The organism is Pseudomonas sp. FA117 (assembly GCF_057370475.1).
The window spans coordinates 671071-686913 of sequence record NZ_CM170675.1 but is presented as its reverse complement, the minus strand read 5'-3'; the positions used below and the strand labels follow the sequence as shown (position 1 = coordinate 686913).

At 64.6% G+C, this 15843-nt stretch carries 17 protein-coding genes; 9 read left to right on the top strand and 8 right to left on the bottom strand.

Annotated elements, in window-relative coordinates:
* Nucleotides 1-84 precede the first annotated feature (84 nt).
* From AC1TXO_RS03280 to lnt, 4 genes are read left to right on the top strand one after another with little or no spacing between them, the layout of a single operon-like run.
* Entirely contained in the window at nt 85-1083 is a 999-nt protein-coding gene (locus AC1TXO_RS03280; protein WP_486405021.1) for a PhoH family protein, read from the top strand.
* The gene (gene ybeY, locus AC1TXO_RS03275) at nt 1076-1549 is read left to right on the top strand and encodes an rRNA maturation RNase YbeY (RefSeq protein ID WP_486405020.1); all 474 of its coding nucleotides are present in this window, start codon (nt 1076-1078) and stop codon (nt 1547-1549) included. The genes AC1TXO_RS03280 and ybeY overlap by 8 nt, the downstream gene beginning before the upstream one ends.
* Before the next feature lie 28 nt (nt 1550-1577).
* On the top strand, nt 1578-2417 hold the full coding sequence (locus AC1TXO_RS03270) for a CorC family transporter (RefSeq protein ID WP_486405019.1): 840 nt from the start codon (nt 1578-1580) through the stop codon (nt 2415-2417).
* 8 nt (nt 2418-2425) lie between these two features.
* Nucleotides 2426-3943, top strand: coding sequence for an apolipoprotein N-acyltransferase (lnt, locus tag AC1TXO_RS03265; RefSeq protein WP_486405018.1), 1518 nt, complete (start codon nt 2426-2428; stop codon nt 3941-3943).
* A 33-nt stretch (nt 3944-3976) separates the two neighbouring features.
* Here lnt and AC1TXO_RS03260 read toward each other — a convergent pair whose 3' ends face one another.
* On the bottom strand, nt 3977-4738 hold the full coding sequence (locus AC1TXO_RS03260) for a YdcF family protein (RefSeq protein WP_486405017.1): 762 nt from the start codon (nt 4736-4738) through the stop codon (nt 3977-3979).
* Nucleotides 4739-4868: 130 nt separating this feature from the next.
* Nucleotides 4869-5183 carry a hypothetical protein gene (locus AC1TXO_RS03255; protein WP_486405016.1) on the bottom strand — a complete coding sequence of 105 codons (315 nt, stop codon included), beginning with the start codon at nt 5181-5183 and terminating at the stop codon, nt 4869-4871.
* A gap of 238 nt (nt 5184-5421) precedes the next feature.
* Here AC1TXO_RS03255 and leuS point away from each other — a divergent pair, with 238 nt between their 5' ends.
* The 4 genes from leuS to arfA all read left to right on the top strand — a co-directional run bounded on the left by leuS (nt 5422) and on the right by arfA (nt 10047).
* On the top strand, nt 5422-8028 hold the full coding sequence (gene leuS / locus AC1TXO_RS03250; RefSeq protein WP_486405015.1) for a leucine--tRNA ligase: 2607 nt from the start codon (nt 5422-5424) through the stop codon (nt 8026-8028).
* Nucleotides 8029-8088: 60 nt separating this feature from the next.
* Entirely contained in the window at nt 8089-8694 is a 606-nt protein-coding gene (locus tag AC1TXO_RS03245) for an LPS-assembly lipoprotein LptE (protein ID WP_486405014.1), read from the top strand.
* Nucleotides 8695-8731: 37 nt separating this feature from the next.
* On the top strand, nt 8732-9769 hold the full coding sequence (gene holA, locus AC1TXO_RS03240) for a DNA polymerase III subunit delta (protein WP_486405013.1): 1038 nt from the start codon (nt 8732-8734) through the stop codon (nt 9767-9769).
* A gap of 113 nt (nt 9770-9882) precedes the next feature.
* Nucleotides 9883-10047, top strand: a complete 165-nt coding sequence (arfA, locus tag AC1TXO_RS03235) for an alternative ribosome rescue factor ArfA (protein ID WP_275637465.1) — start codon at nt 9883-9885, stop codon at nt 10045-10047.
* An 11-nt stretch (nt 10048-10058) separates the two neighbouring features.
* On the opposite strand, the gene AC1TXO_RS03230 is transcribed toward arfA, so the two are convergent.
* Nucleotides 10059-10232 carry a hypothetical protein gene (locus tag AC1TXO_RS03230; RefSeq protein WP_486405012.1) on the bottom strand — a complete coding sequence of 58 codons (174 nt, stop codon included), beginning with the start codon at nt 10230-10232 and terminating at the stop codon, nt 10059-10061.
* Between AC1TXO_RS03230 and AC1TXO_RS03225 the strand changes: the two genes are divergently transcribed.
* The gene (locus AC1TXO_RS03225) at nt 10162-11415 is read left to right on the top strand and encodes a lytic murein transglycosylase (protein WP_486406781.1); all 1254 of its coding nucleotides are present in this window, start codon (nt 10162-10164) and stop codon (nt 11413-11415) included. The genes AC1TXO_RS03230 and AC1TXO_RS03225 overlap by 71 nt on opposite strands.
* Nucleotides 11416-11446: 31 nt before the next feature.
* Here AC1TXO_RS03225 and AC1TXO_RS03220 read toward each other — a convergent pair whose 3' ends face one another.
* The 5 genes from AC1TXO_RS03220 to AC1TXO_RS03200 all read right to left on the bottom strand — a co-directional run bounded on the left by AC1TXO_RS03220 (nt 11447) and on the right by AC1TXO_RS03200 (nt 15700).
* Nucleotides 11447-12385, bottom strand: a complete 939-nt coding sequence (locus AC1TXO_RS03220; RefSeq protein WP_486405011.1) for a S66 peptidase family protein — start codon at nt 12383-12385, stop codon at nt 11447-11449.
* A 137-nt stretch (nt 12386-12522) separates the two neighbouring features.
* Entirely contained in the window at nt 12523-13539 is a 1017-nt protein-coding gene (lipA, locus tag AC1TXO_RS03215; RefSeq protein WP_486405010.1) for a lipoyl synthase, read from the bottom strand.
* Between the two features lie 2 nt (nt 13540-13541).
* A complete protein-coding gene (gene lipB, locus AC1TXO_RS03210) occupies nt 13542-14189 on the bottom strand; it encodes a lipoyl(octanoyl) transferase LipB (protein WP_486405009.1) in 648 nt (215 codons plus the stop codon).
* On the bottom strand, nt 14189-14464 hold the full coding sequence (locus AC1TXO_RS03205) for a DUF493 domain-containing protein (RefSeq protein ID WP_486405008.1): 276 nt from the start codon (nt 14462-14464) through the stop codon (nt 14189-14191). The genes lipB and AC1TXO_RS03205 overlap by 1 nt, the downstream gene beginning before the upstream one ends.
* Before the next feature lie 75 nt (nt 14465-14539).
* Nucleotides 14540-15700, bottom strand: coding sequence for a D-alanyl-D-alanine carboxypeptidase family protein (locus AC1TXO_RS03200; RefSeq protein WP_186669260.1), 1161 nt, complete (start codon nt 15698-15700; stop codon nt 14540-14542).
* Nucleotides 15701-15843: the final 143 nt, after the last annotated feature.

Below are 15843 nucleotides of genomic sequence, written 5' to 3'. Positions count from 1 at the left end.
CCTTGATCGTTTCAGAGCTTTCGCCACTGTCGATCAAGGGTTATTCTTGAGTTCATATCCTTTGTCGAGCGCCTTGAACCGACCTTGAACGCACCCATACAACCCCATCGCTTCACCCTCGAACCCTTCGAGGCCCACCGTTTCGCCAACTTGTGTGGCCAGTTCGACGAGCACCTGCGCCTGATCGAACAACGCCTGGCCATCGAGATCCGCAACCGCGGCAATCAGTTCGAGCTGATCGGCGAACCCAAGACCACCTCCGCTGCCGAACAGCTGCTGCGCCGTCTCTATCGCGAGACCAAGGCCACCGACCTGTCGCCGGAAACGGTCCACCTCTATCTCCAGGAGTCGGCGGTCGAGAACATCGACAACCCCGCCGTCAACGAAGTCAGCGTCTCGCTGCGCACGCGCAAGGGCAACATCCGCCCACGCGGGGTCAACCAGCAGCGCTACGTGAAGGAAATCCTGGCCAACGACATCAACTTCGGCATCGGCCCGGCCGGTACCGGCAAGACCTACCTGGCCGTGGCCTGCGCCGTCGATGCCCTGGAGCGCGAACAGGTGCGCCGCATCCTGCTGGTGCGCCCGGCAGTCGAGGCGGGCGAAAAGCTCGGCTTCCTGCCCGGCGACCTGGCCCAGAAGATCGACCCCTACCTGCGCCCCCTGTACGACGCTCTCTACGAGATGCTCGGCTTCGAGCACGTGGCCAAGCTGATCGAGCGCCAGGTGATCGAGATCGCCCCGCTGGCCTACATGCGCGGCCGCACGCTGAACAACAGCTTCATCATCCTCGACGAAAGCCAGAACACCACGCTCGAGCAGATGAAGATGTTCCTCACCCGCATCGGCTTCGGCTCCACTGCCGTGATCACTGGCGACATCACTCAGGTCGACCTGCCGCGCGGCACCAAGTCGGGCCTGGCCCACGTGATCGAAGTGCTCAGGGACGTACCGGGCATCAGCTTCACGCATTTCCAGCCCAAGGATGTGGTGCGCCACCCGCTGGTGCAGCGCATCGTCGAGGCCTACGACCGCTTCGACGCCCGTCAGGCCAAGCCCGAGGCGCCCGGCAAAGATGCTTGAACTCGATCTGCAACGGGCCACCGATGCCGCAACCCCGGATGACGCTGCCTTCCGCCGCTGGTGCGAGCTGGCATTGCGCCAGCGCAGCGCCGATTCGGAAATGACCATCCGCCTGGTCGACGAAGGCGAAGGTCGCGAACTGAACAACACCTACCGGCACAAGGACTACGCGACCAACGTGCTGTCCTTCCCGGCCGATGTGCCCGACGAACTGCTCGACATCCCGCTGCTCGGTGACCTGGTCATCTGCGTGGCGGTGGTCGCGCGCGAGGCCGCGGAGCAAGGCAAGTCGCTGGAGGCGCACTGGGCTCACCTGGTCATCCACGGCTGCCTGCACCTGCTGGGCTACGACCACATCGAAGACGATGAGGCCGAGGAAATGGAAGCCCTGGAACGCCAACTGCTGGCCGAACTGGGTCATCCGGACCCGTACGCCGACGACGACACCGATTCAATCAACCACTGACCACTGCAAGGATCACGAGTAAACCGCCATGAGCGAAGATCGATCGAGCAACGGGCAAAAGTCCTGGCTGGGTAAACTGACCCAGGCTTTTGCCCATGAGCCGAAAAACCGCCAGGAGCTCCTCGAGCTGCTGCGCGAAGCCCATCAGAACAAGCTGCTCGACAGCGAAGCGCTGACCATCGTCGAAGGTGCCATCCAGGTCGCCGACCTGCAGGTGCGCGACATCATGGTCCCGCGCTCGCAGATGATCAGCATCAAGGCCAGCCAGTCGCCTCGCGAGTTCCTGCCGGCGGTGATCGACGCCGCGCATTCGCGCTACCCGGTGATCGGCGAAAGCCATGACGATGTGCTCGGGATCCTGCTGGCCAAGGACCTGCTGCCGCTCATCCTCAAGGAGAACGGCGAAAGCTTCAACATCAAGGACCTGCTGCGCCCGGCGACCTTCGTGCCGGAGTCCAAGCGCCTGAACGTGCTGCTGCGCGAATTCCGCGCCAACCACAATCACATGGCCATCGTCATCGACGAATACGGCGGTGTCGCAGGGCTGGTGACCATCGAAGACGTGCTCGAACAGATCGTCGGCGACATCGAGGACGAGCACGACGTCGAGGAAGACAGCTACATCAAGCCACTGCCCAGCGGCGACTTCCTGGTCAAGGCGCTGACGCCGATCGAGAACTTCAACGAGTTCTTCGACAGCGAGTTCTCCGACGATGAATTCGACACCGTCGGCGGCCTGGTCATGAGCGCCTTCGGCCACCTGCCCAAGCGCAACGAGACCACGGAAATCGGCGGCTATCGCTTCCGCATCCTCAATGCCGACAGCCGCCGGATACACCTGCTGCGCCTGACCCCGATCACCCGCTAAGGACGAACATGCGCTGGATCAACCGCCCCGGCTGGCCCGGTAACCTGCTGGCCATGGCGGCCGGCGCTTCCACCTCGCTGGCCCTGGCGCCATTCGACATCTGGCCGGTCGCCTTGCTGGCGATCCTGCTGTTCTACCTCGGCCTGCGCGAGCTCAGCCCGCGCCAGGCCCTGGGGCGCGGCTGGTGCTACGGCTTCGGCCTATACGGTGCTGGCACCAGCTGGATCTACGTCAGTATCAACACCTACGGCGGGGCCTCGCCCTTGCTGGCGACCTTGCTGCTGGTGGCATTCTTCGCCGCCATCGCCTGGTTCTTCGCCCTGCCCGCCTGGCTGTGGGCGCGCTGGCTGCGGCGCAACGAAGCGCCACTGGCCGACGCCCTGTGCTTCGCCGCCCTGTGGCTGCTGCAGGAAGCCTTCCGCGGTTGGTTCCTCACCGGCTTCCCGTGGTTGTATGCCGGCTACAGCCAGCTCGACGGCCCGCTGGCCGGGCTTGCGCCGCTGGGCGGGGTGTGGCTGGTGTCCTTCGTGCTGGCGCTGTCTGCTGCGCTGCTGGTCAACCTGCACCGACTGCGCTCACGCCCCTCGTTCCTTGCCATAGGCCTGCTGTTGCTGATCGCGCCCTGGGTGATCGGGCTGGGCTTGAAGGGCCACGCCTGGACCCGCCCGGCAGGCGAGCCGCTGAAGGTTGCAGCCGTGCAGGGCAACGTCGAGCAGGAGCTGAAATGGGACCCCGACCACGTCAATGCCCAACTGGCGCTGTACCGGGACATGAGCCTGAGCTCGAAACCGGTCGACCTGCTGATCTGGCCGGAAACCGCGGTGCCGGTGCTCAAGGACCAGGCCCAGGGCTACATCGACATGATGGGCAGCTTCGCCGCAGGCCGTCACTCGGCACTGATTACCGGCGTGCCGATCCGTGAAGTGGTGCACCAGCAGCGCCGCTACTACAACGGCATCACGGTGACCGGCGAGGGCGATGGCACCTATCTCAAGCAGAAACTGGTGCCGTTTGGCGAGTACGTTCCGCTGCAGGACATGCTGCGCGGGCTGATCGAGTTCTTCAACCTGCCGATGTCGGACTTCGCTCGCGGCCCGGCCGACCAGTCGCTGCTGCAGGCCAAGGGTTACCAGATCGCCCCTTACATCTGCTACGAGGTGGTCTACCCGGAGTTCGCCGCAGAGCTGGCCGCGCAGAGCGATCTGCTGCTGACCATCAGCAACGACACCTGGTTCGGCACCTCGATCGGCCCGCTGCAGCATCTGCAGATGGCGCAGATGCGCGCCCTGGAAGCCGGCCGCTGGATGATCCGCGCCACCAACAACGGCGTGACCGCGCTAATCGACCCGTTCGGCAGGATCACCGCGCAGATCCCACAGTTCCAGCAGGCGATCCTGTACGGCGATGTGGTGCCCATGCAGCAGCTCACGCCCTACCTGCAGTGGCGCTCGTGGCCATTGGCGATCCTGTGCGTGCTATTGATGGGCTGGGCGTTGCTGGCAGCCAGGATTGCCAGGACCCTCTAGGCTCTCGAAGAGTCCAGCAAAGCGTACGAAACCTCAATAGAACAGGCGGTACCCCAGCAGCCCTACCGCCTCGTTGAGCAACTGCCCGCTCTGCCAGATCGCCCGGCTCTCCGGCAGCAAGCCAGCGAACGGCCGCGCATGATCGCCGCCCAGGAACCCCACCGGCGCCGGCACCACCTCGAAGCCCACCTGCTCGAAGCTCCAGCGCGAGCGCTGCATGTGCCAGGCCTGAGTCACCACTATCACGCGGCGAATACCCAACGGCTGCAGAACATCGGCGCTGAAACGGGCGTTCTCCCAGGTCGTGCGGCTGACCTCTTCCTTCCAGGTCACCTCCACCCCGAAGTCCGCCTTGAGCCGATCGGCCATCAACTGCGCCTCGCTTGGCGGCGTGCCGTAGTGCAGGCCACCGGTGGTCAGCACCGGCAAGCCCGAGGCCTTGGCCAGTTGCGCGGCATAGCGCAAGCGCTCCAGCGCAGTGCCAGTGGGCTGGTCCTGACCACCCCAGGCCGGGTCGCCACGCTCGCGGCCCGCGCCGAGGATCACGATGGCATCGGCGCGCGCGGCCAGCCCGGACCACGCCTCCAACCCCAGCGGCGCCTCGGTTTCCAGCATCCGGGCCGACTCCTGCACCACCAGCGGCAGGCTCATCAGCCACAAGCCGCCCAGGCCACAGGCGAAACACAACGCCGCCAGGCGTGGACGGCGCCTGCGCAGCCACCAGGCCGCGAGCAGCAACAGGAACAGCAAGCCCGGCGGCATCAGCCACTGCTTGATGAAGAATCGGATCGGCATGCGCACACCTCCATGGAAGGCGTGCAGACTAAGAGGATCGGCGCCGGGCAACAAGTGCACGTCCGGCGCCGATCAGAGTGGTCAAGCGAAGAAGCGTCACGAAACGACGCGGGCCTGGTGTCCTGAACGGCTATCGGGAAGGTTGCGTTCTGGATCTGTCCATTGCAGCGGGGCGCTGCCGGTCCTTGAGCCAGACGATCTTGCCCTTGCCGGATTCCGGCTGCGGGTAGGCGCCGGCACTGGCGAAACGGCCCTCGGGAAGCGTGTCCAGATAGGCCTTGATCACCTGGAACTCCGCGGGGCTCAGGCCGCGCAATTCCAATTCTGCAGGCATTTCGTCGCGCAATCGCACGGATGTCCTGGCCACTTCGAGTGCCAGGCCCAGCCGGTCGATAAGGCGTTCGTAGAGCTCCGGTTTGATTGCGGTCAGCTGCGACTCTCCCATCCGTTCACCTCATTGAAGGTAAGAATATCTCCCCCCACAGATGAGCTTAGCGGCACTGCAAAAAGCAGCCGCCCGCCGCGACAAACGGCCCGCGCTGCGCCAATCGCATTCTGGGTTTCCCACGACGCGCAGCGCTCATGTATGCTAGGGCGTTCACTCTCACCGACACCGGAGTGCCGGACGCAGCGAGGTTGCGCTGCCTGGAAACAAGGTCTCTTCTCTCTCAGCAAAAGTAGCCATGCACGAACAATACCAGCCCCGTGATATCGAAGCCGCCGCCCAGACGTACTGGGACGAGCAACAATCGTTCGCTGTTACCGAACAGCAAGGCAAGGATACGTACTACTGCCTATCGATGTTCCCGTACCCGAGCGGCAAGCTACACATGGGCCACGTGCGCAACTACACCATCGGCGACGTGATTGCCCGCTACCAGCGCATGCTGGGCAAGAACGTCCTGCAGCCGATGGGCTGGGACGCCTTCGGCATGCCGGCGGAAAACGCGGCGATGAAGAACAACGTCGCCCCCGCCAAGTGGACCTACGAAAACATCGACTACATGAAGACCCAGCTCAAGAGCCTGGGTCTGGCCATCGACTGGGCGCGTGAAGTCACGACCTGCAAGCCGGACTACTACCGCTGGGAACAGTGGCTGTTCACCCGCCTGTTCGAAAAAGGCGTGATCTACCGCAAGAACGGTACCGTGAACTGGGACCCGGCCGACCAGACCGTGCTGGCCAACGAGCAGGTCATCGACGGCCGCGGCTGGCGCTCGGGCGCGCTGATCGAGAAGCGCGAAATCCCGATGTACTACTTCCGCATCACCGACTACGCCGACGAGCTGCTGGAAAGCCTCGACGAGCTGCCGGGCTGGCCCGAGCAGGTCAAGACCATGCAGCGCAACTGGATCGGCAAGTCGCGCGGCATGGAAGTGCAGTTCCCCTATGACCAGGCGAGCATCGGCCAGGCCGGCGCGCTGAAGGTCTTCACCACCCGCCCCGACACGCTCATGGGCGCCACCTACGTGGCCGTCGCCGCCGAGCACCCGCTGGCCACCCAGGCTGCCCAGGGCAACCCGGCGCTGCAGGCGTTCATCGACGAATGCAAGAGCGGCAGCGTGGCCGAGGCCGACATGGCCACCCAGGAAAAGAAAGGCATGGCCACCTCGCTTCTGGTCGAGCACCCGCTCACCGGCGAGAAGCTGCCGGTCTGGGTCGCCAACTACGTGCTGATGCACTACGGCGATGGCGCAGTAATGGCTGTTCCGGCCCACGACGAACGCGACTTCGAGTTCGCCCACAAGTACAACCTGCCGGTCAAGGCCGTGGTGCGCACCGGCGCCGGTGACGAAGTCGGCAGCGAATGGCAGGCCGCCTACGGCGAGCATGGTCAGCTGATCAACTCCGGCGAGTTCGACGGCCTGGACTTCGCCGGCGCCTTCGACGCCATCGAAGCGGCGCTGATCCGCAAGGACCTCGGAAAGTCGCGTACCCAGTTCCGCCTGCGCGACTGGGGCATCAGCCGCCAGCGCTACTGGGGCTGCCCGATCCCGATCATCCACTGCCCGTCCTGCGGCGACGTGCCGGTGCCGGAAGACCAGCTGCCGGTCAAGCTGCCGGAAGACGTGGTCCCGGACGGCGCCGGTTCGCCACTGGCACGCATGCCCGAGTTCTACGAGTGCAGCTGCCCGAAATGCGGCAGCCCGGCCAAGCGCGAAACCGACACCATGGACACTTTCGTCGAATCGTCCTGGTACTTCGCCCGCTACGCCTCGCCGCACTACGAGGGTGGCCTGGTCGACCCGAAAGCGGCCAACCACTGGCTGCCGGTCGACCAGTACATCGGCGGTATCGAGCACGCCATCCTGCACCTGCTGTACGCGCGCTTCTTCCACAAGCTGATGCGCGACGAAGGCCTGGTCACTTCGAACGAGCCGTTCAAGAATCTGCTGACGCAGGGCATGGTGGTCGCCGAGACCTACTACCGCGTCGCCAGCAACGGCGGGCGTGACTGGTTCAACCCGGCCGATGTCGAGATCGAGCGCGATGCCAAGGCCAAGATCATCGGTGCACGCCTGAAGACCGACGGCCTGCCGGTGGAAATCGGTGGCACCGAGAAGATGTCGAAGTCGAAGAACAACGGCGTCGACCCGCAAGCCATGATCGACGCCTACGGCGCCGACACCTGCCGCCTGTTCATGATGTTCGCCTCGCCGCCTGACGCGAGCCTGGAATGGTCCGACTCCGGCGTCGAAGGCGCCAGCCGCTTCCTGCGCCGGGTCTGGCGCCTGGCCCAGGCTCACGTTGCCCAGGGCCTGCCGGGCACGCTGGATGTCGCCGCCCTGGATGACGCGCAGAAGGTCGTCCGCCGCGCCATCCATGCCGCGATCAAGCAGGCCAGCACCGACGTGGGTCAGTTCCACAAGTTCAACACCGCCATCGCCCAGGTGATGACCCTGATGAACGTGTTGGAAAAAGCCCCGCAGGCCAGCGAACAGGATCGCGCCCTGCTGCAGGAAGGCCTGGAGGCCGTCACCCTGCTGCTGGCACCGATCACGCCGCACCTGTCCCACGCACTTTGGCAGGCGCTGGGGCACACCCAGGCGGCGATCGACGCCACCTGGCCGGCTGTCGACGAAAGCGCTCTGGTACAGGACACCATCACCCTGGTGGTTCAGGTCAACGGCAAGCTGCGTGGCCAGGTCGAAATGCCGGCTGCCGCCAGCCGCGAGGAAATCGAAGCCGCCGCCCGCAGCAACGAGAATGTCCTGCGCTTCATCGATGGTTTGACCATCCGCAAGGTCATCGTGGTACCGGGCAAGCTGGTCAACATCGTCGCCAACTGATGGCAACGCCCGCCCCTCAGACACGGGGCGGGCGGAACAGGCCCACAAGGGAGCAACAACATGATCAAACGCAATCTGCTGGTAATAGGCCTGGCCGCCGTGCTCAGCGCCTGCGGTTTCCAGCTGCGCGGTACCGGCACCAACGAAATTGCTCTCAGGGAGCTGGACCTCGGTGCACGTAACGCCTATGGCGAAACTGTCACCCAACTGCGCCAGAGCCTGCAGAACAGCGGCGTCAAGGTCCAGGCCGGCGCGCCCTACAAGCTGGTGCTGACCAACGAGCAGGACAGCCAGCGTGCGGCGACGTACTCCGGCGGCAGCCGCTCTGCTGAATACGAGCTGACCACCGTGCTGAACTACGAGGTCCAGGGGCAGAACGATGCGGTACTGCTCACAGACAAGCTGGAAGTACGCAAGGTCTACGTATACGACGGCAACAACATCACCGGCTCCACCCAGGAAGCCGACCAGGTTCGCAAGGAGATGCGTCGTGACCTTGTGCAAGGCATGATGGTACGCCTGCAACAACTGACCCCGGCCCACCTCGCCCACCTGCAGCGCAAGGCTGACGAGCGCGCCCGCGCCGAAGCCGAAGCACTGAAGGAAGCCCAGCGCATCCAGGACAACACACCCCAGCAATCGCCGCTGGAAATCCCGGCTCGCTGAGCCTGAACGGGGCGTCTCCGGACGCCCCGCCTCTGCCATGAAACTGTCTCCCGCCCAACTCAACAAGCACCTGCAAGGCAGCCTGGCGCCGGTCTACGTGGTCAGTGGCGACGATCCGCTGCTGTGCCAGGAGGCAGCCGACGCCATTCGCGCGGCTGCGCGCCAGCAGGGCTTCGACGAGCGCCAGGTGTTCAGCGCCGACGCCAACTTCGACTGGGGCAGCCTGCTGCTGGCCGGTGCCAGCCTGTCGCTGTTCGCCCAGCGACGCCTGCTGGAACTGCGCCTGCCTTCGGGCAAGCCGGGCGACAAGGGCGCGGCTGCGCTCATGGAGTACTGCGCCAACCCGGCAGAAGACACCCTGCTGCTGGTCAGCCTGCCCAAGCTGGACGGCAGCGCGCAGAAGACCAAGTGGGGCAAGGCCCTGATCGAGGGCGAACACTGCCAGTTCATCCAGATCTGGCCGGTGGACGCCCAGCAACTGCCGCAATGGATCAACCAGCGCCTGTCCCAGGCGGGCCTGTCGGCGCAACGTGACGCGGTCGACCTGATCGCCGCACGGGTCGAGGGCAACCTGCTGGCTGCCGCCCAGGAAATCGAGAAGCTCAAGCTGCTCGCCGAGGGCAACCAGATCACCGTCGAAACGGTTCAGTCAGCGGTGGCCGACAGTGCCCGCTTCGATGTCTTCGGCCTGGTCGATGCCGTGCTCAACGGCGAGGCCAGCCATGCCCTGCGCATGCTCGAAGGGCTGCGCGGCGAGGGTGTCGAGCCGCCGGTCATCCTCTGGGCACTGGCCCGCGAACTGCGCCTGCTGGCCGGTCTGGCCCAGCAGTTCAGCCAGGGCGTACCGCTGGACAAGGCGTTCAGCCAGGCGCGACCGCCAGTGTGGGACAAACGCCGCCCGCTGGTGAGCAAGGCCCTGCAGCGTCTCTCTGCGCAGCGCTGGGCGCAACTGCTGCAGGATGCCCAACGCATCGATGCGCAGATCAAGGGCCAGGCCGAAGGCTCGCCGTGGACCAGCCTGGCGCGCCTGGCGCTGCTGATGGCCGGGCAGCGTCTGGCGCTTCCTTCGCAATAAGCGGCGGTTCGGCGCTCCCACACGGATCTCATCGGCCATTGACACAATCAATTGGCCCCACCCTCCCCTCGGCCCTACAGTGCGTCCCGACCCCACCCCCACGGGAACTCACCATGAGCAAGAAACCGAAAAAGCACGGCCCCAACAAGGCCAAGTCCATCGTCGCCCAACCCCTGTTCCGCTGCCGCCAGGAACGACCGGAAAAGGGCAAGGGCAGCTACCGCCGCGAAGCCTTCCAATCGAGAGATTGGGAGGCTTCTTGCTTTCTGGCCGCCTGAAAAAGCCGCAGTCATGGTATGGTCGGCACCTGAACTGCAAAACTGGATCTGTGCATGTCCTTCAGTCTTTCCCAGCGCTGGCACCCACGCCAGCTGATCGCGGCCTCCAGCTTCATCCTGCTCGTCGCCTGCGCGGAAAAACCCACCGCCGCCGACGCCCTGCCGCTGGCCCCTGCCCAGCCCACGCCCAATGTCACCCTGCCCGGCACCAACACTGATGCCAACGGCGAAATTCAGCCCCTGCAGACCTTCGCCCAATGGCAGGCAGGTTTCCGCCAGCAGGCCCTGCAGGCCGGTATCAGCCCCACGACCTTCGACCGTGCCTTCCTCGGGGTGACCCCGGACATGGACGTGATCAAGGCCGACCGCAGCCAGCCCGAATTCAGTCGCCCGGTGTGGGAGTACCTCGACGGCGCGCTGTCGCCGCTGCGCGTGCGCAACGGCAAGAAACTGCTGGAGCAGAACGCCGAACTGCTCACCCGCATCGAACAGCGCTATGGCGTCGACCGCCAGGTGCTGGTTGCCGTGTGGGGCATGGAGAGCAACTTCGGACAGTTCCAGGGCAACAAGTCGGTGATCCGCTCACTGGCTACGCTGGCCTACGAAGGCCGCCGCCCCACCTTCGCCCAGGACCAGCTGATTGCAGCGCTGCAGATCCTGCAGAACGGTGACATCCAGCCCGACGCGATGCGTGGTTCGTGGGCAGGCGCCATGGGCCAGACCCAGTTCATTCCCACCACCTACAACACCCATGCCGTGGACTTCGACGGCGACGGCCGCCGCGACATCTGGAACAGCACGCCGGATGCGCTGGCGTCCACCGCGCACTATCTGCAGAGCTCGGGCTGGAAGCGCGGTCAACCCTGGGGGTTCGAGGTTCAGGTGCCGGCAGGCTTCGACTACTGGCTGGCCGACGGTGCTCAACGCAAGCCCGTCAGCGAATGGCTGGGCCTGGGCGTGAAGCTGCCGACCGGTACCCAACTGCCCAGCGGCAGCAACCAGCTCAGCGCCTCGCTGCTGCTGCCGGCAGGTGCACGTGGCCCGGCCTTCCTGGTACTGGACAACTTCCGGGCGATCCTGAAGTACAACAACTCGTCATCCTACGCCCTGGCGGTGAGCCTGTTGGGCGATCGTTTCTCGGGCTGGGGCTTCATTGCCGGCGCCTGGCCCAAGGACGACCTGCCGCTGAGCCGCAGCGAGCGCATGGAGTTGCAGAACCTGCTCAACACCAGCGGACATGACGCCGGCAATGCCGACGGCATCATCGGTGCAAACACCCGCAAGGCCATCCGCAATGCCCAGCAGGCGCTGGGCTGGCCGGCGGACGGGTATCCGACGCACAAACTGCTGGACAGCCTGCGCCGGTAGTGAGTAGCGGGGGCGCCATGCGCCCCCTGCCTCAAGCCCTGAACAACGCCTGCTCCAGGCACAATGTCCGGGCATCGCTGTTCAAGCGTACCTGTGCCCCCAACGGCAGACAAAGATTCGGATCGCAGTGCCCACTGCGCCATCCGGCCAGCACCGGCACCTGCAGCGGCGCGAAGATGTCCCGCAGCAGCGGTTCCAGCGCCTTCACCGTAATCCCCGTGAAGTCACCCACCAGCACGCCCCTGACGCCGTCCAGCTTGCCGGTCAGGCGCATCTGGGTCAGCAACCGGTCCACGCGGTACAGCGGCTCGTTGACGTCCTCGATGAACAGGATGCTGTCCTGCAGGTCGATCTGCGCCAGGGTGCCCTGGGTTGCACCAAGCATCGACAGGTTTCCGCCGACCAGCCGGCCCTCGGCCACGCCACCGAGCACAGTGGTCAATTCGAACGCTGGTGGATGCTCGATCAGGTTGCCACGCCCGACCCGACCTTGAAGTTGATCCAGCAACGAACCGACCGTGGGTTCGAGCTTGCCGCCCAGCAGATCGGCATTGAGCATTGCACCATGGAAGGTGACCAGGCCAACGTGACGCTGGATGGCCGTGTGCAGCGCCGTGATGTCGCTGTAGCCGATCAAGGGCTTGGGATGACGGCGGATCAGCTCGAAGTCCAGGCGATCGAGCAGGCGCATGCTGCCGTAGCCGCCGCGCATGCACAGGATGGCGTCGACCTGGGGGTCGGCAAAGGCATCGTGCAGGTCGCGCAGGCGCTGCTCGTCGCTACCGGCCAGGTAGCCTTCGGACTGCAACGCGCCCGGATAGATCCGGCATCGATAACCGCGCGACTCGAACCATTGGCGCGCCTTGTCCACATCCAGCCGTGCAGGACCAGCAGGGGCGACAATCGCGAAGCAGGCGTTGTCGGGCAAGGCCTTGGGTAGAGCGACGGCCGGTGTTTCAGAATGGTTCATCGAGCGATTCCTTGCATGCGAGGCCAGCCACTCTAACGGGTGTCACGCCTGACGCGCACCGGGAGAGTTGCCCCGAAAAAACGAAAATGCCGATGCCACCTCCCGGTGCGCATCGGCATGTCCGACTCAAGCCCGGATCAGAGCTTGATCTTGGCTTCGTGAGCCTGCTGGTCGGCATGGTACGAAGAACGCACCAGGGGACCGGAGGCAACGTTCTTGAAGCCCATCTTGTAGCCTTCCTCGGCGAACCAGGCGAAGGTGTCCGGATGAACGAAACGCTGCACCGGCAAGTGGCTGCGCGATGGCTGCAGGTACTGGCCGAGGGTCAGCATGTCGATGTCATGCTCGCGCATGCGGTGCATCACCTCGATCACTTCCTCGTCGGTCTCGCCCAGGCCGAGCATCAGGCCCGACTTGGTAGGGACGTGCGGCACCAGTTGCTTGAACTTCTGCAGCAAGTCCAGCGACCAGTCGTAGTCCGACCCCGGACGCGCAGCCTTGTACAGGCGCGGGACGGTCTCGAGGTTGTGGTTGAACACATCCGGCGGGGTCTGGGCGGTGATTTCCAGCGCCACATCCATGCGCCCGCGGTAGTCCGGCACCAGGGTCTCCAGTTGCACACCCGGCGACAGCGCGCGGATCTCGCGGATGCAGTCGGCAAAGTGCTGGGCACCACCGTCACGCAGGTCGTCGCGGTCCACCGAAGTGATCACCACGTACTTCAGGCGCAGGTCGGCAATGGCGATGGCCAGGTTCTTCGGCTCGTCCAGGTCCAGCGGCTTTGGCCGACCGTGGCCAACGTCGCAGAACGGGCAGCGACGGGTGCAGATGTCGCCCATGATCATGAAGGTCGCGGTACCGCCGGAGAAGCATTCGCCCAGGTTCGGGCACGACGCCTCCTCGCAGACGCTGTGCAGCTTGTGCTTGCGCAGCAGTTGCTTGATACGGTCGACTTCCGGCGAAACCGGGATGCGCACGCGAATCCAGTCGGGCTTCTTCGGCAGCTCGTCGGTGGGGATGATCTTCACCGGGATGCGCGCGACCTTCTCGGCGCCACGCAGCTTGACCCCGGCTTCCACTTTCCTGGGGGCCGGGCGTGGGGTGACGTCTTGCGTCGCGATCAGGTTCGGCACGGCTTCTTGCACAGTTGTCATATTCAGTCGATTCCGCCCGTGAGGGTCGTCTGCTCAGCATAGTCGAGGTGCCTGACCAGCTGTCCGCGCAGCCTTGTCCTGACCTCGTCGAGTTCGATCGGGCCTGCCAGGTCGCGCAGCTGGGTCATGGCCAGCCCCGCATACCCGCAGGGGTTGATTCGGCGGAATGGCGCAAGGTCCATGTCCACATTCAGAGCAAGGCCGTGAAACGAACGGCCGTTGCGGATTCGAAGGCCAAGTGACGCGATCTTCGCGCCATCGACATAGACGCCGGGGGCGTCGGGCTTGGCCAGCGCCTTCACACCGTAGCTGGCGAGCAGCTCGATGAGCGTGGCCTCGATGCGGCTGACCAGCTCGCGCACGCCAAAGCCCAGGCGACGGACATCCAGCAGCAGGTAGGCGACCAACTGGCCGGGGCCGTGGTAGGTGACCTGCCCGCCGCGGTCGGTCTGCACCACCGGGATATCACCCGGTATCAGCAGGTGCTCGGCCTTGCCGGCCTGGCCCTGGGTGAAGACTGCGGGATGCTCGACCAGCCAGACTTCGTCCTGGCTGTCCGGGCTGCGTTGCTCGGTAAAACGCCGCATGGCTTGCAGCACCGGTTCATAGGGCTGCAGGCCAAGATCGCGAAAACCGAGGGACGCGGGCATCACAGTACCATTTTCACGATGCCGGTGGCACGCAGGGCACTGTTGATGTCGTGCAGCTGGTTCTCGCTCTCGGCGACGATGTGCAGCTGCACCGTGGTGTACTTGCCTTCCTTGCTCTGGCGCTCGGCCAGGGTGGAAAGATCGACCTTGGCGTGCTTGCTCAGGATTTCGATGACCGTGTCCTTGAAGCCGACAACGGTATCGCCGATGACCTTGATCGGGTAATCGGCGCAGGGGAACTCGATTTTGTGCGACTTGACGTCAGCTTCGCTCATGGCGCATACGCCCTCGTAAGGCGTGGCAACGACAATGCCCCCGCGCGCTGGCACGGGGGCATAGCCGGTCACGTATCAGTTGAACAGACCGTAGAAGAACAGGCGGATGCTATCCCACATACGGCGGAAGAAACCACCTTCCTCGACGCCATCCAGGGCGATCAGGTCGGCGCTGTGCACCACTTTCTCGTCCAGTTTGACTTCCACTTTGCCGATCACGTCACCTTTGGCGATCGGAGCGGTCAGTTGCGGGTTCATGGTCATCGAAGCCTGCAGGCGTTTCAATTGGCCTTTAGGCATGGTCATGGTCAGATCGTTGGCCAGACCTGCCTTGACCTGACCGGTGGCGCCCTTCCACACCGGAGCCTGGGTCAGCTCGGTGCCCTTCTGGTAGAAGGTCTGGGTTTCGAAGAAGCGGAAACCGTAGGTCAGCAGCTTCTGGGTCTCGGCGGCACGGGCCTGCTCGCTGTTGGTGCCGAACACCACGGCGATCAGGCGCTGGCCGTCGCGCACGGCCGACGCCACCATGCAGTAGCCGGCTTCCTCGGTGTGGCCGGTCTTCAAGCCGTCGACGGTCTTGTCGCGCCACAGCAGCAGGTTGCGGTTAGGCTGCTTGATGTTGTTCCAGTAGAACTCTTTCTGCGAGTAGATCGCGTAGTGGGCCGGATCTTCGTTGATGATCGCGCGCGCCAGCAGGGCCATGTCGTGAGCCGAGGAGTAGTGCTCCGGGTTCGGCAGGCCGGTCGGGTTCATGAAGTGCGAGTTCGACATGCCCAGATCGCCGGCAGTCTTGTTCATCATGTCGGCGAAGGCGTCTTCGCTGCCGGCGATGTGCTCGGACAGGGCTACCGAGGCGTCGTTGCCCGACTGGATGATGATGCCGTGCAGCAGGTCGCTGACGGTGACCTGGCTGCCGACCTTGATGAACATCCGCGAACCGCCGGTACGCCAGGCGTTCTCGCTGACGGTCACCGGATCGTTCTCGCCGATCTGGCCGCGACGGATGTCGAGGGTGGCGATGTAGGCGGTCATCAGCTTGGTCAGGCTGGCTGGCGGCAGGCGCTCGTCACCGTTGTTCTCGACCAGCACGTTGCCGCTGGACGCATCCATGAGTACATAGGACTTGGCTGCCAGCTGCGGAGGTGCCGGCATCATCTGCTCGGCTGCAAAGGCAGCAGGCACGATCATCAGCAGTACGGGCAGGCAAAGTCGTTTGGCAAGGTTGGTGATGTTCATCCGTCTCTCGTAAATCGCTAATGGTCTGATGTTCCGCGGGGATACCACGGCGTTTCAGTCTGCATGCGGGCTGGCGCTCAGCCCTTGCCCCAAGGGGCAAAACCGCCATTGTACATGGCCGGACCTGGCAATTCATGAACAAA